Raw genomic sequence first — 19,965 nt, forward strand, 5'->3', positions numbered from 1 at the left:
ATGACGTTTTGTTTTTCATTTTATGATTCGGAGTTTTTATGTCTTACAAGTACGCCATTGCATGCTTACTGTCCGCACTTTCCTTAACGGCTCATGCACAACCAACCCAACATGTTGTTGGAGCAAATTTAGGCTACGGTAATGTTAGTTACGATGTGAACAATAGCCATGATGAAGGTGACATGTTCCTTGGTGATGTATATTACCGTTACATGTTCGATCACAACTTTGGTATTGAAGCCGGCTATAAGGGCGCATTTAACGGCATTGGCTCCGTACTTATCAGTCCCTTAACAGAAATCACCGATGTCAGTTATGGCGGACCTCGACTCAGCGGTTACGCAAGTTACCCTCTGGGAGCTGGCTTTGAGCTTTACGGGAAAGGCGGTGTCACTTACTACACGTTAAGTTATACATTTAAAAATAATGGTCAGAGCAAAGAATATGATGAGTCCAGCCTTGGAGGCGAAGCCGCCGCTGGTGTCGCTTGGGCCTATAAACACTTTGGTTTGAACTTAGAGTACAACTACGCCAAGAATAGCGATTTTGATTCTGGCGGTGTGATGTTTGGTGCACAATTGCGATTTTAAAAATTTAGCTGTGCCAAGGCACCGAATCGACATCGGTGCCTTATACCTCAAGCAGAGCTCAATGACATAATGATTCCGCTCAGGATCAACAGCACCCCGACGCCTCGCGTGAAATACCATTTTTCAGCCAACAACCACACGCCCATTAATAAACCAAATACAATGCTGATTTGTCGCAAAGCCACAACAAGGCTGACGTTATCAGTCATAGTCATCGCAAACAGCACCAAGCCGTAGGTGGATGCCATCATGATGCCAGCCATGCTCGCACTTTTGCGAATCATCCAAGCGGTTTGTAGTTCTTGCTGACTCCCCGAAACAATACACCACAATAAAACCGGTACTCCCATAACCCAAAACTGCACGCCTAGATAAAAAATCGCGCTATAGTGGTCGTTAAGAATGGTCGATGTTTGTTGAGTTAGCAGATTCAGTGCTTGCTTGTCCACAACGGAGTAACCCGTCGTGCCAAACGCCGCAATCAAGGCCCAAAACACACCAACATTCAGGTACTCCCCAAGAGTAATTTGACGAAAACTGGTCACTGGAACTAGGACACAACCTAAAGTAATAAGCAGGAAACCCAACCACTGCTGAGCATTCAACTCATAACCTAAGGCGACGGTGAGTGCGCCCACCATCATTACAGGAAGTGCTCTCGCAATCGGATAAATCACTCCCACATCGGCGTGCTTGTAGGCCACGATCAAACCAACCAAATAGACGATTTGAGATAAACCACTGATAAACAGCATTCCCCAAAACACGCTGGGCAACGTCGCCCAGCCAATGTTAAAGAGATACCAAATAAGGTAGGGCGTGAGTAGAAGGCAAGCAGATAAACTTGCCGCCATCGTAAACGCGAGCCCTGAACCAGCGTTGCTTTTACCAAGAATATTCCAGCCAGCATGCATAACCGTAGACAATACAACGAGTGCTATTGCCAAGAGATCCATTCCGTTTTCCTGTTTATGATATTTAGATACCCTCATGGTGCTTGGGTACAACAAAGGCCCCAATATGGAGCCTTTGAATTTGAGATATAAACTGCTCGCCGCCAACTAGACAGATGACCAGCAAACAGAGATTAATTCAGCTCTGCGACAGACTCGATGCTGATGGCATCATGACGCCAGTATTCGATGTCACAGTCAATCAACTCACCATGTTGGTTGTAGTTGATACGTTCAACCACCATTGCTGGCGTGCCTGCTGTCGCGCGCAATGCCTGAGCCATTTCACCCAACAAAGTGCTGGTTGAAATGCGGTAGCGAATCTTTTGATACGTCACGCCATAATGATCGCGGTAAATATCTGTCAGTGAATTTGATAAATCATAGTCCAGCAGGTTCGGAAACAGCTCTGGGCGAATGTAATTTGTTACGAATACCACCGGACGCTCTTCTAGGTAACGAACGCGGTCGACACGAAATACGTCTGAAAACGGCTGAAGGTCCAACAAACGAGCGGCCAATTTATTAGCCAAGGTGCCTTTTGCGGCTATCACTTCTGTTTTTGGCACGCGATTTTGCGCTTTTGCCATGTTTGGGAAGTTCAACGTTTGGGTTGGGTCGTAACGCAATGGCTCAGGTGAGATAAACCAACCTCGGCGGTCTTCGCGATAGATTCGACCTTCTGCTTCGAGCAGTGATAAAGCTTCACGCAAAGTGACGCGTGTAGTATCGAACGATTCCGCCAACTTACGCTCTGCTGGCAGTTTTTGACGCGGCGATAGCATGCCCGCTTCAATCTGTTCAACAATCGAATCTTTAATTTTTACGTATTGCACGAAGTGTCCTTATCTTTTGCGCCAAGCTTGTGTGCGATTCTCTAACAATTTACCCAACGTCATCTGAACAATCTTCGCAATTGCGGCAGCCATCATGATCATCACAGCCATTGCCGCTGCAGCGCCAGTTTGACCTGCATCGTCCATATTCAGAATCGAGACCGAAGCCGGAATCGTATCGGTTGAGTAAAGGAATACTACCGCAGAAGTGGTGGTCAATGCATTAACAAACAAGTAAGTCGCAATGTCCAAAATCGCAGGTAAACACACAGGTAATGTCACTTTAAAGAACAACTTGTATTGAGGAAGCTTTACCGATGCCGCCGTGGCTTCAATCTCCGATGGCAACTGCTTTAGTGCTGTCAGTGCTGTCATGTGACCCACGGTGTAGTAATGCACTACCGTGTTAATCACCAAGAATGCCATGGTGCCATAAAGCACGTTCAGAGGATTGTTCGCATCATTGAAGTAAAAGATGTAACCCAAGCCAAGCACCATACCAGGAACCGCCATTGGCACCACGCTAAGCATTTGCATCACCTGACGAATTGGACCAAACGCACGCCCTTTCTCAATGCAGTAAGCACCGACAAAGATGATGGCAGTACCAATAACTGCCGTCCAACCTGCCAGCGTTAGTGAGTTGAAGAATGGGCTCCAACCGTAAGTGCTCATTTCGGCAAAGTTGTAATTGTTTAGCGTTAGCACTTTGTTCCAAGGCCAGAACGTAACTAACGAGCCATACACCGCCATGCCAAGCACCGCCAGCACCGCGATAGAAATGATGCAGCAGTAAACCAAACAGATGCTATCGCGCGCTTTGTTAGGTTCTGCATGATAAGGCACCGAGCGAGTGTCAAATAAGCTCTTTTGTTTTTTCTGTACCCAGCGGTCTGCACCAAATGCCATTACCGCAGGGAATAACAGCATAATGCTGGTCACCGCACCCATAGCAAAGTTTTGTTGTCCCACCACTTGCTTGAAGATGTCAGTCGCCAGAACGTTGTAGCTTCCACCAATCACTTTCGGCACACCAAAGTCCGTGATAACCAATGTAAAAACCACAATAAGCGTACTGATCAAACCGTATTTCGCCGCAGGTAACGTCACCATAAAGAAGATTTTGATGGGTGAAGTTTTAAGTGCGCGGGCTGCTTCATACAAACGGGCATCAGAAGTGCGCAGTGAAGTGGTCAAAATCATCAATGCATGAGGGAAGGTCCAGAAAATCAAACCCATCGAGATACCAATCACGCCGTAAATCGAGTTTCCTAACAACATCTCTTTGGCAATGCCTTGATTACCGAAAAGGAAAATCAAACTGATCGCCGGCAACAACGAAGGCGCAAGGATTGGCGCAGTACCTAGGATTTGAAACAAACCTTTAAACGGCATACATGAACGAGTCAGCGCGTAGGCATAACCAAACGCAAGCACGCCCACTACCGAGGTCACTATCACGCCCAAAGTGAAAGTGTTTCCCACCGACACCCACAAGCTTGAAGAGGAAAAGTATGTCGCAAAGTTTTCCAATCCGACAAATTCGCCATTGGCATTTTGCACACTCTTGGTCAACATTGCCCAAAGCGGCATTAAGATGAACAGCACCATCATGGTCGACAAGCCTGCGAGCAAACCGAACAACACAAGGTTGTCGCGGCTGACACGTACGAGTAGGGATTTTGCTTTGTCTTGTGTGGTCAGGCTATTCATCGTCATTGTCTTCGCATCCATGTTTACACCTACGCCGCTAGCGCTTTATCAACCGAGGGCACGGCGTAACCATGCAGCCCTTCTTCAGCAAACTGGATGTAACGTACATCGCCCGCCTTGATATTGAGTTTTTGAACCGTTTCCACAGGCACATCCACGACGATGGTTTTCGTTGAGCTGTCGTTTTGCAATACGCAATCAATGCGGAAAAACGCCCCCAGAAACTCGGTAGCCGTAACTCGCACTGGGAGAGAGTTGGTATAGTTTTCAACGAACTTGATGCTTTCAGGACGCACCGCAAGGTCGAAGCGGTCACCACGTTGGATCTTACGATTGGTCAAGCTTGGCGCTGGCATCAAGGTTTCCGCAATGCGCACTTGGGAGTCCGTTGCGACTGAGGTTTCTATAAAGTTCATGCTGCCGACAAACTCAGCAACAAAGCGCGTTGCTGGTTGTTGGTAGATCTCTTGAGGCGTACCGACTTGCTCTATCACACCATGGTTCATTACCACGATACGATCTGCCATCGACAACGCTTCGTCCTGATCGTGCGTAACCATGATGGTGGTAATGCCAAGCTTGCGTTGCAGCTTACAAATCTCGTCACGTAAGTGAACACGTACTTTTGCATCCAGCGCTGACAGCGGCTCATCCAGTAGCAGTAGACCCGGTGACAACGCCAATGCACGAGCCAAAGCAACACGTTGCTGCTGACCACCAGAAAGTTGGTTAGGAAATTTCTCGCCAGAGGTTGGAAGACCAATGGTTTCTAACCAATAATCCACCTTCTCTAGCGCTTCTTTGGTAGACATACCTTGGTTCTTCAAACCCACTGCAATATTCTCTTGCACAGTTAGGTTCGGAAACAAAGCATAAGATTGGAATACGATGCCGAAATCGCGCTTCTCTGGTGGTAGGAATGTAGTCTCTTGACCGTTTTGAAAGATTGCACCAGACGTTGGCAAGTCTAAACCTGCAATGGCACGTAATAGAGTGGTTTTACCGCAGCCAGAAGGACCAAGAAAACAAACGAACTCGCCCTTTTCAATCGCTAGCGAGATTTTCTTTAATGCAGTGAACTGTCCGAATTGCTTCACTACATTTTCGATATTTAGGTAATGTTGGTTAGTTGACATAACACACGCTCCAAATGGTATATACCAACTTTAATTTTGGAGTGTTACGTTCCAATGACAAATTTATAGCCAGAAGATGACAAATAGATGAAGGGAAATGAGGTTTGTTTAAGTGACAATTAGAGATTCCCGACTCACTCCTTCGTCGCTCTCGAGAATGATGTGGTGAGTGTGGATAGAAAATCCCAACTTTCTTAAATCCGTCATTCCAGCGAACCTAGGTGAGACTAGGAATCTACTTTCAGCAAACTCTGAAATAAAAGAGAAAACAAAAAATCCACCTCAACCGAGGTGGATTTCAGTATTCAACTCAAAGCAAATTCAATTAAGACTTTGGTTCTGATTTCGCGTCGAACTTCTCAGACCATGCCGCTAGAATCTCTGCACGCTTGCTGCCCATTTGCGCGAAGTCCATCTTCGCCATGTTCTCTTGAACGTTCGGGAAGTTAGAAACCTTAGCTTTCACGTCTTTATGTGCAACCACTGGGTACATTTCTACGTAAAGCTCGTTTGCCTCTTTAGAGATTGACCAGTCGACAACACGTTTCGCTGCATCCGATTCTTTTACTAGACCAACGGCTTCTGATTCCCAGCCGATGCCTTTTGGTGTGATAACCGCTAGTGGTGCGCCTTGTGTTTTCAGCTTCGCGCCGCGGCTCGCCATCGAAATACCGACAGCCACTTCGCCCATACCTGCTTGAACACATGGCTTAGAACCCGAGTGCGTGTAATGTGCAATGTTCTTATCTAAGTCACGCATGTAGTTCCATGCCTGATCTTCACCCATGTTTTGTAGCCAAGCAGAAACCTGCATGTAGCCGGTGCCTGAAGACGCTGGGTTCGGCATTGCAATGTGACCTTTGTAAACCGGCTTTGTTAGGTCTTCCCAAGACGTTGGTTTCGGTAGGTTAAGTTGTTTCGCTACCGCTTCGTTGAAACAAACTGCGTTAAAGAATGCATCGTTACCGAACCAAGCTTGGTTTGATTGAGGGTCGTTTAGGTTCGCGTGCAGCTCTTCCAAACCTTTTGGTGTGTAAGGCTTAAGAAGACCTTCATCTTTAAGCAGTGCCATTGACGAGCCAGCAAGACCCCAAACCACTTCCGCTTGAGGGTTGTTCTTTTCTGCCAGCAATTTCGCCGTCATGATACCGGTTGAATCGCGAACCCACTTAATCTTTATATCTGGGTTATCTTTCTCAAACGCAGACTTGTATTTCGCAAGAATGTCAGTTTCGAAAGCGGTGTAAACCGTGACTTCCCGTGCTGCCATTGCATTCGTAGCTAGCAGAGAGACAAGTGCAGCCAGCGATCCTTTCATCAAACGGTTTTTCATCATTTTCTCCAGTTAATTTGGCTAAGTTTTCATTTGGTCTGTACCAGTTGACGATATACACCCTACTGAGCCTTTGTGACGAATTCATGACCATTAAATGGCAGTTTTACGAAAATTTTCGATGAATAATCGTTCAATTGATCTACCGTTTTCTGGATATTAAAGTTTTATGAAATTGGAGATTCGCCTATTTACTGCCCTTTTCTTCCTCGCTAGAGTGAACTTGAAATTTGGTGTAGACCAATTAGCCTATTCTGATGGAAATCGAGATGAAAAACGAATACCTACTACTGACTCCAGGTCCTCTATCTACTTCTGAAACGGTACGTGAAGCCATGCTTAAAGACTGGTGTACTTGGGATGATGAATACAACAAAGACATCGTAGAAGTGATCCGCACTAAGCTTGTAAAACTGGCGACTCAACAAGACGGCTACACCAGCGTACTAATGCAAGGTAGCGGCACCGCATCAGTAGAAGCAACGATTGGCAGTGCCATTGGCAAAGATGGAAAATTGTTGGTTGTCGACAACGGTGCTTACGGTGCGCGTATCGCTCAGATCGCTGATTACCTAAATATTCCATGCCATGTAGTTTCCCCAGGCGAAACATCACAGCCACACTTGAACGAGGTGGAAACTGCATTGGCATCGGATCCTGCGATCACACACGTGGCGATTGTTCACTGTGAGACAACCACTGGCATGCTGAATCCAATTGAGGCATTTGCTTCTGCGGCAAAAGCACACGGTAAAGTCGTGATTCTCGATGCCATGTCGAGCTTTGGTGGCATTCCTATCGATATCGCAGAGCTAGGCATCGATTTTATGATCAGCTCTGCAAACAAATGTATTCAAGGCGTACCGGGTTTTGGCTTTGTGATTGCGAAACAAACTGAGCTAGAAAAGTGCCAAGGTCAGGCGCGTTCTTTGAGCCTTGATCTTTACGACCAGTGGCACTGTATGGAAGTGAACCACGGCAAATGGCGTTTCACGTCTCCAACGCACACAGTTCGCGCTTTCTACCAAGCATTGCTAGAACTGGAACAAGAAGGCGGCATTGAGGCTCGTCATAACCGCTACCAAACTAACCAGAAAACACTGGTTGCAGGTATGCGCTCTTTGGGTTTCGAACCGCTACTGAGTGATGACCTTCACTCACCAATCATCACCTCTTTCTACTCTCCAACTCACAGTGATTACCAATTCAAAGCGTTCTACACGCGTTTGAAAGAGCAAGGCTTCGTGATTTATCCGGGTAAAGTATCGAACGCAGATTGCTTCCGCATCGGCAACATTGGTGAAGTTTACCCAGCAGATATCGAGCGCTTAATCGGTGCAATTGAAAAAGCAATGTACTGGCAAGTTGCGTAAAGCAGCCTTCTGATTGAGAGAGCGTTATGACTCAGAATATCAAACCGACTCATTTCCGCAGCGAAGGTGATGTCAACACGACACCAGCGCGCCAAGCTTGGAATGCATCGATGGACGACGAACGCACGCAAGCATTATTGAAGCGTGACTCGGAAGTCTTTCTTCATCAAGCCATGTCGACGCCTTGCTTAGATACCTTGGAAGCAGCAGAAGGCATCTACATCCAAGATGCCACCGGCAAAAAGTACATGGACTTCCATGGCAATAACGTCCATCAGCTGGGCTACGGTCATCCGCATGTGATTAAACGTGTGCAAGAGCAAATAGCCAAACTGCCGTTTTCACCACGTCGTTTTACCAATGAAACCGCAGTTGAATGTGCCGAAAAACTCACCCAAATATGTGGCGGCGAATTGAATCGCGTGCTGTTTGCGCCGGGTGGCACATCTGCAGTGGGCATGGCACTTAAACTAGCGCGCCATATCACGGGCAACTACAAGGTGGTGTCTCTGTGGGATTCCTTCCACGGCGCATCGTTGGATGCCATCTCAGTGGGCGGCGAAGCGTGTTTCCGCCAAGGCATGGGACCATTAATGGCAGGTGTTGAACGCATACCACCAGCAGTGTCTTACCGAGGTGCTTTCCCTGTCGCAGACGGTAGCGATGTGCATTATGCCGACTACCTTGAGTACGTGATTGAGAAAGAAGGTGGCGTGGGCGCGTTTATCGCAGAGGCGGTTCGCAACACGGATGTTCAAGTGCCAAGTAAAGCCTATTGGAAACGCATCCGTGAAATCTGTGACAAACACAATGTCATGCTGATCATCGACGACATCCCTAACGGCATGGGTCGCAGCGGTGAATGGTTTACCTACCAAGCCTACGACATCGAGCCAGATATGCTCTGCATCGGTAAAGGCTTGGGTGGTGGCTTAGTGCCTATCGCAGCCATGGTAACCAAAGACAAATACAACACCGCCGAGCGAATCTCCATGGGTCACTACACTCATGAGAAAAGCCCTATCGGTTGTGCTGCAACACTGGCAACCATGGAAGCCATTGAGCAAGACGGCTTGCTAGATAAAGCCAAAGCCGACAGCCAGTTCATGCGTGAAAAGCTGCTAGAGATGAAAGCCAAATACCCAGTGATTGGTGATGTGCGTGGCATCGGCATGTTATGGGGCATTGAGTTGGTCACTGACTACGAAAGCAAAGCACGCGCGTATGACGAAGCGGAAGCTGTGTTGTACCAATGCCTCAACAACGGCGTGAGCTTCAAGGTATCGCAAGGCAATGTGATTCAACTCACCCCACCGCTGATCATCACTCGCGAACAACTGACAGAAGCGTTGGCGATCTTCGAAGAAGCGATCGCCAAAGTGTGTAAAGACTTTAACTACATTTAGGGTCAATAGACCTGAACAAAAACCAATTTATCCTGAGCGCGGTTCCAACGTGTAGGCAAGCGCTCTGGCAAGCAAGAAAAAGGATTGAACATGAGCAACTCACCAATTCAAGCAGTGATCTTTGACTGGGCTGGCACTATCGTCGATTTCGGCTCTTTCGCGCCAACCAGCATCTTTGTGGAAGCGTTCAAGCAAGGCTTTGATTTCGATATCGACCTTGAAGAGGCGCGTGAACCAATGGGGCTTGGTAAGTGGGACCACATCCAAGCTGTGGGTCGCATTCCTGCGGTTGATAAGCGTTGGAACGAGAAGTTTGGGCGCTCAATGACCAGCGAAGACATCGACGCTATCTATGCGGCATTTATGCCTCTGCAAAAAGCAAAAGTGGCTGACCACGCAGAACCAATCCTCAACGCAGTTGAAGTGGTAAACGGTCTGAAAGACAAAGGCATCAAGATCGGTTCTTGTTCGGGTTACCCTCGCGAAGTAATGGATGTACTGATTCCGGTTGCGGCGGATTACGGCTACCAACCAGATTACGTTGTCGCGACAGACGATCTGCCACAAGGTGGTCGCCCTGCGCCGTTTATGGCACTGAAAAACGTGATTGAGCTTGGTGTAACCGACGTTAAAGCATGCGTCAAAGTGGACGACTCAGCACCAGGCATCTTTGAAGGTCACAATGCGGGCATGTGGACGGTAGGTCTGCTGCTTTCTGGTAACGAAGCGGGTCTGACATTTGAAGAATACCAAGCTGCAGACGAAGCAACCTTAGAGAAAGCTCGTGAAAAAGCACGCGCGAAGTTTATCAAGAGTGCACCTCACTACTTAATCGACACCATCTCCGATCTGCCAGAGGTGATCGTAGATATCGAACAACGCCTAGCCGCGGGCGAACGTCCGTAGTTTTCGCTCGCGAATTCAGAATGTAAAAAGCCTCTCCATATTGAGAGGCTTTTTACATTTATGGAAAGAGGAAGTGTCAGTTAATCGCAGTACTTGCTCGACGCTTTAGCTTAAAGCCCATACTGGTTGGCCGTTCTTCTGGCTCACCTTTGATGGCATGCAACAGTTTTTCTGCCGCCTTGGTGCCCATGCGCTCGTAATCAAATTCTGCCGATGTCAAACTTGGGTAAGCATGCTCCCCCATAGAAGAACCTTCAAGGCAAATAATGGCAATGTCGGTCGGGACTTTGAGCACGCGGCGATGGCACTCAAAGAGCGCACCAATTGCTATCTCCTCATGGCTACACACCAAAGCATTCAAGCTTGAATCGCGCAGCAATAACTTCGCCAATCCTTCCGCACCCAATTGTGAAGATGGCGCTTCATGAGTCGTTAGAAAATGATCTGGGGTGAGATAGTTTTCAATCATCGCACTTTGCCAACCGTGTAACTGGCGTTGCAACGTTGAGTGATTCCCGCGCGCCCCAATAAAACCAACGTTCTTAAAACCTTGTTCAATCAGGTGTCTGGTACAGGCCTTACCCACTTCGAAGTGATCCACGCCAAGGTTGAGATAACTGGCCTTTGAGCTCAGTTCGGCAATCTCTAACACTGGCGTATTTGACGCCTCTAACAGTTGATGCGTTCGCTGACTATGCTCACTTCCAAACAGTACAACGCCCGCAGGACGGCTCTCTAAAAAGGTCGAAAGCAACTTTTCTTCTTGCTCAATCGAGTAGTCGCTGTAACCCAGTAATAATTGATAACCCGCTTTGTTTAACGCCTGTTGGAAGCTTGGTAAGAAATGCGCGCATGCTTTTTCAAACAGTGACGGAATGATAAGAGCGATGGAATAACTTTCTGCAGATGCGAGTGCCCCTGCGGCTTTGTTCGGGATATAGCCGAGCTCATCAACCACTTGTTGAATTTTTTCTCTCAGCTTATCGGATACCAGCTCTGGCGTTCGTAATGCTCGCGACACCGTCATCGTGCCTACGCCTGCTTGTTTGGCGACATCAGCCAAAGTGACATTGCCGGTACTTCTTCGTTTGCGAGGTTCGCTCATTGTTTTTATTTAATGTTCTCTAATTTCAGCTGCGACATCTTATCACAGCGCTTTAATGGTTTTGATATTAGCGCATTAGAACTCGAACACCAGCACATGAAACTTCGATGCCTGATAAAAATGATAGCGCTATCACAATCAATGGTAGCGCTATCAGATAGCGCTATCATTTGTGATCACTCTCGGGTTTTTCTGGCAAATTGATCGATAAAGTACGCAGCAACAAAACAACAAATCGGAAACATTCCAATGCTACGTGAACTGATTACCTCTGATGTCATTCGCATCCATTCTGACGCAACCGACTGGAAAGATGCGATCAGCAAATCTTGTGAAGCTTTGATTGAAAATGGCGCGATAGAACCAAGTTACGTTGAAGCAATTTACCGCTCGCACGAAGAGCTTGGCCCTTACTACGTGGTAGGTCCGGGCATGGCGATGCCACACGCTCGCCCTGAAGATGGCGTTAACCGCTTGTCACTGGCGATCACGGTGATCCAAAACGGCGTCAATTTTAACTCTGAAGAAAATGACCCAGTAAAAATGCTGGTCACGCTAGCGGCAACGGACAGTAATAGCCACGTTGATGCGATTTCGAAACTGGCGGAATTGTTTATGAATGAAGAGCATGTAGAGGCCATCTGCAGCACTCAAAGCAAAGAAGATGTTCTTGCGATCATCGACAAATACTGAGTTTTACTCCTGACATACCCCATTCACAAATGGGTATACCCCCTATAAAAAAGAAAAGGTCTGAATTATGAAAATTATGGTTGTTTGCGGTCACGGTCTTGGTACTAGCCTAATGATGGAAATGAGCATCAAAAGCATCGTAAAAGAATTGAACGTCGATGCCGCAGTGGATCACATCGATCTTGGCTCAGCAAAAGGCACAAGTTGCGACATTTTCATCGGCACAAAAGACATTGCAGAACAGTTGGAAGCTCTTGGCGTTGAGCAACGTATCGTAGCGCTTGATAACATGGTCGACAAAGTCGCAATGAAAGAGCGTTTATCTTTGGCACTTCAAGAGCTTGGCGCTCTATAAGGTGGCGTTATGGAATTCTTCAGTTTCTTAATGAACGATGTCCTATCAGAGCCAGCGGTTCTGGTCGGTCTCATCGCCCTAATCGGCTTAATTGCCCAGAAAAAACCGGTCACCGAGTGCATTAAAGGCACGGTAAAAACCATTCTTGGTTTCATCGTGCTTGGCGCAGGTGCAGGCTTAGTTGTGAGCTCGCTAGGCGACTTCGCGACGATTTTCCAACACGCATTTGGCATTACAGGCGTGGTTCCAAACAACGAAGCGATCGTCTCTATCGCGCAAGAAGCGTTTGGTAAAGAGATGGCGATGATCATGTTCTTCGGTATGTTAGTGAACATCTTGATCGCTCGCTTCACGCCATGGAAATTCTTCTTCCTAACCGGTCACCACACGCTATTTATGTCGATGATGGTAGCAGCGATTCTGGCATCTAGCGGCATGAAAGGTGTTCCACTGATCGCGCTTGGCTCTGTGGTTGTGGGTTCTGTAATGGTGTTCTTCCCTGCGATCGCTCACAAGTACATGAAGCAAGTTACAGGTTCTGACGACGTTGCGATTGGTCACTTCTCTACCCTTTCTTACGTGCTAGCTGGCTTTATTGGCAGCAAGTTCGGTAACAAAGAACATTCTACTGAAGAGATGAATGTCCCTAAAAGCTTGCTGTTCCTACGTGATACACCAGTGGCGATCTCGTTCACCATGGGCATCATCTTTGTAGTGACGTGTTTATTCGCTGGCGGTGATTTTGTCCGTGAAGTCAGTGGCGGTAAACATTGGTCTATGTTTGCGCTAATGCAATCCATCACATTTGCAGGTGGTGTATACGTTATCCTTCAAGGTGTACGTATGGTTATCGCAGAAATCGTTCCTGCATTTAAAGGCATCTCAGACAAACTGGTTCCAAACGCAAAACCAGCATTGGATTGTCCGGTTGTATTTCCATACGCGCCAAACGCGGTATTGGTGGGCTTCCTATCGAGCTTTGCAGCCGGTCTAGTGGGCATGTTCCTACTTTACGTGATGGGTCTTACTGTGATTATCCCTGGTGTAGTTCCACACTTCTTTGTGGGTGCGGCTGCGGGTGTATTTGGTAACGCAACAGGTGGTCGTCGCGGCGCAATCTTGGGTGCTTTTGCACAAGGTCTACTGATTACTTTCCTACCTGTCTTCCTAATGCCAGTACTGGGTGATCTTGGCTTTGCAAACACAACATTCAGTGATGCTGACTTCGGCATTGTAGGTATCCTACTTGGCCTGATTGTGCGCTAAGCTTTTATTCTTATGAATGCAGAATTAGGCTCGTCGGCATTCATCTCTCAAAGGCTCTAGCAGGAAAAGCACTCAAACAAAACGCCCCTCACGTGAGGGGCGTTTTTCATATTGAGGCTATCTTATTGAGACAACAACTTTCTCGTTGGTTCTTGCTCGGTGTATTCAACGGATTCGTTACCAGATAGCTTATCGACGTCAGCTTGTTCGCCGCTCACCACCAGTACCTGTTGCTTCACCAACGCATCAACCACTTTAAGGTTATGTTGACGAAGAAGCGCTCTCACTTCGCTCTCTTTCCCTTTGTGATACTTAACAAAGTAACGCGTAGGTTGTTGCTCAGCTTGTTCAGAACGTTCATCCACGAGCGGAAATCCTTGATTGTTCGCCAAGCTGGCCGAGCTTAGTCCGATTGCCAATAGTGCGGTAGCACTCACCGCAGACAAAGAAAGTAAGGTCAACTTCTTCATAGCCACTCCTTATTGAAAAGTCAGAGTCCAACTGTTGATTGTGCCTGTGTCTCTTCTGGCACTGTCTACCGCTTTTAGTTCCCAAGAACCTTGTGATTCAAAACCAGAGAAATCCGCTTGGAAAGTGGCTTTGATATCGTTAGCGCTGCCGCCAGTATTATCGTGAAGCACGACTTCTCCACCAGTAGGTGAAGTTAGCGTCACTCGTAGGTCACCGATGTAAGTGTGGCTAATATCAACGTCAATACTTACTGTACCTGAATCACCAGAGCGATCGACATCTACTGCGCTGATTGCGCCAGAAGATTTGTTGTCAGGAATCGCAACAGGGCTGGTGTTTGAGAAGCTAGAGTCCGAAGAGCTACCGCCACCGTCAGGACCGTTACAGCCCGCATCCAAGAACAGTTTCGCTGCTTCCGCATTCACTAGGCCGTGACCTGTGCGGTTGTCTCGTCCAGCGACATCAATGTCTGTTGCCGTTTGAACTAGGGCATTACGTACTTGCGCTGCTGTACACGTTGGGTGGTAACTCCACACCAAGCCTGCTACGCCAGTTACATGAGGTGTTGCCATTGATGTACCATTGTAGTACTCGTAATCTTCACCAGAGGTGGTTGAAACCGTAATTTCTTGACCAACATACCCCAACAGCTCTTGACCAAATGCACGATCAACCGTTACCGAAACCATACGATAAGCGTTGTTTGTGTCTACCAAGAATGGGTTTTGTAAACCAGGTAGTTCAGAGTTGCTGTATACGATTGCCGCTCGCGCACCCGCATTGTAACAAGCCTGAACTGCATCCACTTCTGGGTAGTTACCTGAAGACTGGTTGCCAATACGCTCAGTCAAACAAATTTTGCCCGACATATCACCACAGTTAAAGTTACCGCCAGATACATCACAGCTATCTAGCATTGCTGTTACTGAACCAGCGATTGGATCTGGCACATACGAAGAACCGTTATTGATCAAACGATTGTGAGGGACAATACCGCGATCAAATTGGCTTACGCCATTCAAGGTAATATCAGAAAGTTTACCTTCGCCTACCGTAACCGTTGATAAGATCGCCACACCTGGGCCAGAGATCTCAACTTGATCAGTAGATTGCGAGAACGCCGCATGATCATTTTGGTTATCGACAGCAGCAACAGACATAACTGAATCGTAAGAAGCTGGGTAGCTGTGTGCGGTGTTACCGTCATTACCAGCTGCGGCGATTAGCAGAACGCCTTGATCGTAAATGTTTTGCAGTGCATTTTGCTCAGTTCGGCTTGATTGACTACCACCAAGACTCATGTTCACAACGTTGGCACCATTATCTGCACACGTTTGGATCGCTTTAACAAGTCCAGATGAGTAACCCCAACCTGATTCGTTAAATACTTTCACGATGTGCAAATTCACATTCTGGTTTGGCATCACACCCTTCACACCTTCGGTGTTGGCAATCGCTGCGATAGTACCTGCAACGTGAGTACCGTGGGCGTTATTGTTACCCGGATCGCTCCATGATCCTGTACCACTATCGTTAGTACCTGCAACACGGTTGCCGCTTAGGTCGTTGTGCGAGATGTCGTACCCTGAATCGATAATACATACAGTGCGATTACCAGCATTGAAGTCGTCTAACTGTTGAGCATTAACCGCTTCATAACCCCACGGGGTAGTTTCGCTGAGCAAATAGCGAGGCGGATCGACTTCGACATATTCCACATCACTGCGATTACGAAGTGGTTCTAAGTCATCACCATCCAACTCAACGCTGTAAATGGCGCGATTACCCAGTTTTTCCACCTTACGTGCCTTCACCTGTTCTAAAACAGACTCCTGCGCGATTCGTGGTCCCCAAAAAGAGTTACCACCCATTGAAGATCGGCTGACTGCATCTTCTTTGAATTTGACGATGTACTTCGTCGGTAACTTAGATTCATCAAATCCCATTGGTGGAGCCGCAAACGCTGACATAGAAGTGGTCAGTGCTATCGCTACGGCAGACAACGAAAATAAGCCTTGTTTTTTACTTGTTGTGTAGTGCATTTGCCCTATTCCTTATTTGAGCTAATTTTTATTCACTATATTCTCATGAAAAGTCATCACCATGATGTTTGCATGAGAGCTTCAGCTATAGTTTATAGGCCAAAAATGCCAAACAATTTGTTTCATGAATATACAACTTTGTACAAAAGATCATTCAATAAACATTTTTAGTTAACATTAAAAAACATAAACAAAACCTTATAAAGCAATCACTTAATTAACAAAAAGTGCATGTTAAATTAATGTTAGTGAGTAATTATTCTAAATAATACATATTTAATCGATTGCTATGCTGAATGGATTTTTTGACCGTGGTGCCAAAACTGAAATATTGAATATTTAGTTGTTGACTGTCTTGAGTATTTACTCAGAATTAGAAGGTTTAGTGAGAAAAATTCTCATCTAAATACTGTTATAGCCGAGCGTATTCACGTATTCGGAACCATAACCATTACAAGAAGAGTGAATGATGAAAAAAACAATCACACTATTAACTGCATTACTTCCGCTTGCCTCTGCCGTTGCAGAGGAGCCAACATTATCACCAGAAATGGTTTCTGCGTCTGAAGTGGTCAGCACGCAAGAAAATCAAACCTATACTTACGTTCGCTGCTGGTATCGTACGAGCCACTCTAAGGATGATGCGGCTACCGACTGGAAATGGGCAAAAAACCAAGATGGTAGTGACTTTACTATCGACGGTTATTGGTGGAGCTCTGTTTCATTTAAAAACATGTTCTACACCAACACTTCACAAAACGTGATTCGCCAGCGCTGTGAAGAAACACTAGATCTGGCGAACGAGAACGCAGACATTACGTTTTTTGCTGCTGACAATCGCTATTCTTATAACCACACGATCTGGAGCAATGATGCTGCAATGCAACCAGATCAAATCAACAAAGTAGTGGCTTTGGGCGACAGCTTATCTGATACAGGCAACATCTTTAACGCTTCCCAATGGCGCTTCCCTAACCCAAACAGCTGGTTCTTAGGTCACTTCTCGAACGGTTTTGTTTGGACGGAATACGTTGCTAAAGCCAAAAACTTACCGCTTTATAACTGGGCAGTTGGCGGCGCAGCAGGTGAGAACCAATACATTGCGCTAACAGGTGTCGGCGAACAAGTTTCTTCTTACTTGACCTACACAAAACTGGCGAAAAACTACAACCCAGCAAACACATTGTTTACGTTGGAGTTTGGTTTAAATGATTTCATGAACTACAACCGTAGCGTGCCGGAAGTAAAAGCGGATTACGCTGAAGCTCTGATTCGTCTAACAGACGCGGGCGCGAAGAACTTCATGTTGATGACACTGCCAGACGCAACCAAAGCACCACAGTTCAAATACTCAACGCAGGAAGAAATTGAAACGATTCGCGCGAAAGTATTGAAAATGAACGAGTTCATCAAAGCACAAGCGATGTACTATAAAGCTCAAGGTTACAACATTTCATTGTTTGATACGCACGCGCTGTTTGAGACGTTAACCTCGGCACCAGAAGAACACGGGTTCGTGAATGCAAGTGATCCTTGTCTGGACATCAACCGCTCATCTTCTGTGGATTACATGTACACCCATTCATTACGCTCTGAGTGTGCGGCATCTGGCGCAGATAAGTTTGTGTTCTGGGATGTGACTCACCCAACCACAGCCACGCATCGTTATGTTGCTGAAAAAATGTTGGAAAGCAGCAATAACTTAGAAGAGTTTCGCTTTTAATAAGACTTTCTTATAGGTTAAACTCTTAATCATCATAAATACGTTGATGATTTAAAATGGCCACGAAATATCGTGGCCATTTTGTTTTCATATACATGAGTCTACTTTTATATTTAAATATAGATGAACAATAATTAAAATACAAAATTTCAAGTTATAAGTATTATAAACAAAACTTTTAAATATCAGCAAACCAGTAAAATCTAAACTTATTCAACATGCAATCCATTTAAATTTCATCATGGTCATTTTTGATTATTGAATTTAAAGAAGAGTTAAGTGACAAGTTAAATAAAAAATACCCACATAACACAGGTAAGACCGAGAGGAGTGTGTCATGTGGGTTTAAAACGATAGTTCTCTTGCTGATTCGAACTACCAACGTTGGGATGCAATGGAAATACAAATGACTCAGAGTTTCCATCACGGACACTTTATCGCTGGATTTCCCTCTATTTGTTAGGGAACAGTCAGCACAATAAAAATAGAGAAGTAATACCGCAAAAATAAAAATAGAGGTTCAGAATTTAATTTACACGTAAATAACTACTATATTCACGCCATGAAGCATTAATAAATTCACCAATAAATATTTATTAAGTTAAATTTACTTATTGTCAGCACACTGTTAGTTTTACTCCTAAATACACTGGTCAGATTTGTTTATTTTACTGATTTTCGTTGCAATACAACTTCTAATTAATTCATGAGAAAAACATGCAGCGACAATTAACTCTTTCACCGATTTATTTATTAATCGGGCTAGCCTCCTCGACGGCGTATGCCGGTGGTTTTCAAATTAACGAACATTCGGCGACGGGTCTTGGTCGTGCTTTTGCTGGTGATGCTGTTATTGGTGATAATGCGTCTGTAGTCAGCCGCAACGCCGCAGCGATGACGCTGTTTAAACAAAATGCCTTATCGTTCGGTGTCACTTACGTCAAACCTGACGTTACCGTTAAAAATGCGCAATATCATCGAGCTAATATTAATGCGGATGTCAATGTTGGTATGGGCGGTTTTCCTCCGTCCCCTCAAGTTGACATTACCCCGTCCTTCTCTCAAACCGTGACAGACATTGATGACGTCGATGGCGTTGGTCAACCAGCCGTTGTACCCAGTTTTTACTTTATTCACGCTATCAACGACGACTGGTATCTAGGCTTATCGGCATACTCCAACTTCGGAACCGACATGGAGTTTAAACCAAACTATGGCGCACCTGTTTTTGGCGGTGTCACCAGCGTAGCGAGTGTCAACCTTGGCGCAAGCTTGGCATACAAGGTGAACGACCGTTTTAGTATCGGTGGTGGTATTGATGTGATTTACGGCTCTGGTGAGCTGTACCGCGATATGGACGTGGGTGTTTGCGTTGGTGGGAACATACTTGGAAACGAACTAGAACAACGCTGTGGATCCGTAAAAGGCAACGCACTTGATGTGGAAGCTGGCGGCATTGGGCTTGGCGCGAACATTGGCATGATGTACGAGTTTAACGAACGTCATCGCTTAGGTTTAAGCTACAAGCACAGCCCTAACATAGATGCCAAGGGCGACATCCACTTTGCTGGCGAATCGTACGACTCGCTTGCTATGCCGCTACCGGATATTGCGGAGTTTTCCGGTTATCACCGCGTCTTACCTAAATTTGCCCTGCACTATTCTGTGCAGTGGATTGGTTGGTCAGCATTTGACAGCTTGAAAGCTGATGATCAGTTGCTAAAAGATTTTCAGTGGCAAGACTCCGCGCACTACTCCATCGGTGCGACTTGGTACGCCAATGAACGTTGGACACTTCGCACGGGTTACATGTTCGACAAAACACCTGTCGATGAGCTGACTTCGCTTTCTATCCCAGATTCGAACCGTCACTGGTTATCTGCGGGTGCCTCTTACCAATGGTCATCAGATACCACGGTTGACATCGGCATGACGTACTTGATTGGTGAAGATGTCAACGTAGAAGAGTGCGCGTATGAAGGTGTTCCTGCACCGATGGTGACAGGCGTGACCCATTCAAATGCGTTCCTAATTGGTGCCCAACTCAGCCACCGTTTCTAATTT

The 19,965-nt window shown here is 46.2% G+C and carries 17 protein-coding genes; 9 read left to right on the forward strand and 8 right to left on the reverse strand.

All coding sequences use genetic code 11. The features are described 5' to 3' along the window. Positions 1-38: 38 nt before the first annotated feature. On the forward strand, positions 39-590 hold the full coding sequence (locus ACHFJ9_RS04010; protein WP_395353875.1) for an outer membrane beta-barrel protein: 552 nt from the start codon (positions 39-41) through the stop codon (positions 588-590). Positions 591-637: 47 nt separating this feature from the next. Here the strand turns inward: ACHFJ9_RS04010 and ACHFJ9_RS04015 are convergent, their stop codons facing one another. The 5 genes from ACHFJ9_RS04015 to ACHFJ9_RS04035 form a co-directional block, all read right to left on the reverse strand. Beyond that, the gene (locus tag ACHFJ9_RS04015; protein ID WP_395353877.1) at positions 638-1,546 is read right to left on the reverse strand and encodes an EamA family transporter; all 909 of its coding nucleotides are present in this window, start codon (positions 1,544-1,546) and stop codon (positions 638-640) included. A 131-nt stretch (positions 1,547-1,677) separates the two neighbouring features. Further along, positions 1,678-2,379, reverse strand: coding sequence for a phosphonate utilization transcriptional regulator PhnR (gene phnR / locus ACHFJ9_RS04020; protein WP_301645571.1), 702 nt, complete (start codon positions 2,377-2,379; stop codon positions 1,678-1,680). A gap of 9 nt (positions 2,380-2,388) precedes the next feature. Beyond that, complete coding sequence (locus tag ACHFJ9_RS04025) at positions 2,389-4,113, reverse strand: putative 2-aminoethylphosphonate ABC transporter permease subunit (protein WP_395353880.1); 1,725 nt, start codon at positions 4,111-4,113, stop codon at positions 2,389-2,391. Positions 4,114-4,121: 8 nt separating this feature from the next. Continuing rightward, positions 4,122-5,228 carry a putative 2-aminoethylphosphonate ABC transporter ATP-binding protein gene (locus ACHFJ9_RS04030; protein WP_005432488.1) on the reverse strand — a complete coding sequence of 369 codons (1,107 nt, stop codon included), beginning with the start codon at positions 5,226-5,228 and terminating at the stop codon, positions 4,122-4,124. Positions 5,229-5,553: 325 nt separating this feature from the next. Next, positions 5,554-6,564, reverse strand: a complete 1,011-nt coding sequence (locus ACHFJ9_RS04035) for a putative 2-aminoethylphosphonate ABC transporter substrate-binding protein (protein ID WP_395353882.1) — start codon at positions 6,562-6,564, stop codon at positions 5,554-5,556. Positions 6,565-6,830: 266 nt separating this feature from the next. Here ACHFJ9_RS04035 and phnW point away from each other — a divergent pair, with 266 nt between their 5' ends. From phnW to phnX, 3 genes are all read left to right on the forward strand, one after another. Continuing rightward, positions 6,831-7,934, forward strand: coding sequence for a 2-aminoethylphosphonate--pyruvate transaminase (phnW, locus tag ACHFJ9_RS04040; RefSeq protein ID WP_054824292.1), 1,104 nt, complete (start codon positions 6,831-6,833; stop codon positions 7,932-7,934). 26 nt (positions 7,935-7,960) lie between these two features. Further along, a complete protein-coding gene (locus ACHFJ9_RS04045; RefSeq protein ID WP_395353885.1) occupies positions 7,961-9,340 on the forward strand; it encodes an aspartate aminotransferase family protein in 1,380 nt (459 codons plus the stop codon). A gap of 90 nt (positions 9,341-9,430) precedes the next feature. Next, positions 9,431-10,246, forward strand: a complete 816-nt coding sequence (phnX, locus tag ACHFJ9_RS04050; RefSeq protein WP_047007994.1) for a phosphonoacetaldehyde hydrolase — start codon at positions 9,431-9,433, stop codon at positions 10,244-10,246. Between the two features lie 76 nt (positions 10,247-10,322). Here phnX and ACHFJ9_RS04055 read toward each other — a convergent pair whose 3' ends face one another. Next, a complete protein-coding gene (locus ACHFJ9_RS04055; protein ID WP_395353887.1) occupies positions 10,323-11,351 on the reverse strand; it encodes a LacI family DNA-binding transcriptional regulator in 1,029 nt (342 codons plus the stop codon). Positions 11,352-11,600: 249 nt separating this feature from the next. Here ACHFJ9_RS04055 and ACHFJ9_RS04060 point away from each other — a divergent pair, with 249 nt between their 5' ends. The 3 genes from ACHFJ9_RS04060 to ACHFJ9_RS04070 all read left to right on the forward strand — a co-directional run bounded on the left by ACHFJ9_RS04060 (position 11,601) and on the right by ACHFJ9_RS04070 (position 13,665). Then, positions 11,601-12,044: a PTS sugar transporter subunit IIA gene (locus ACHFJ9_RS04060; RefSeq protein ID WP_395353889.1), complete on the forward strand. Its 444-nt coding sequence runs from the start codon at positions 11,601-11,603 to the stop codon at positions 12,042-12,044. A gap of 67 nt (positions 12,045-12,111) precedes the next feature. Continuing rightward, positions 12,112-12,399 (forward strand): PTS sugar transporter subunit IIB, encoded by a 288-nt coding sequence (locus ACHFJ9_RS04065; protein WP_020834885.1) that lies wholly within the window; start codon positions 12,112-12,114, stop codon positions 12,397-12,399. Positions 12,400-12,408: 9 nt separating this feature from the next. Further along, on the forward strand, positions 12,409-13,665 hold the full coding sequence (locus ACHFJ9_RS04070) for a PTS ascorbate transporter subunit IIC (RefSeq protein ID WP_395353892.1): 1,257 nt from the start codon (positions 12,409-12,411) through the stop codon (positions 13,663-13,665). 122 nt (positions 13,666-13,787) lie between these two features. Here the strand turns inward: ACHFJ9_RS04070 and ACHFJ9_RS04075 are convergent, their stop codons facing one another. Further along, positions 13,788-14,135, reverse strand: coding sequence for a hypothetical protein (locus ACHFJ9_RS04075; protein ID WP_005395359.1), 348 nt, complete (start codon positions 14,133-14,135; stop codon positions 13,788-13,790). A gap of 9 nt (positions 14,136-14,144) precedes the next feature. Further along, entirely contained in the window at positions 14,145-16,178 is a 2,034-nt protein-coding gene (locus ACHFJ9_RS04080) for a S8 family serine peptidase (RefSeq protein WP_006741281.1), read from the reverse strand. A 466-nt stretch (positions 16,179-16,644) separates the two neighbouring features. Here ACHFJ9_RS04080 and ACHFJ9_RS04085 point away from each other — a divergent pair, with 466 nt between their 5' ends. Further along, positions 16,645-17,901 carry a type 2 secretion system lipase gene (locus ACHFJ9_RS04085; RefSeq protein WP_005395362.1) on the forward strand — a complete coding sequence of 419 codons (1,257 nt, stop codon included), beginning with the start codon at positions 16,645-16,647 and terminating at the stop codon, positions 17,899-17,901. A gap of 717 nt (positions 17,902-18,618) precedes the next feature. Beyond that, complete coding sequence (locus tag ACHFJ9_RS04090; protein ID WP_395353895.1) at positions 18,619-19,962, forward strand: OmpP1/FadL family transporter; 1,344 nt, start codon at positions 18,619-18,621, stop codon at positions 19,960-19,962. The last annotated feature ends 3 nt before the right edge of the window (positions 19,963-19,965 follow it).

It is taken from the genome of Vibrio sp. D3 (genome assembly GCF_043995865.1).
GTDB lineage: Bacteria > Pseudomonadota > Gammaproteobacteria > Enterobacterales > Vibrionaceae > Vibrio > Vibrio diabolicus.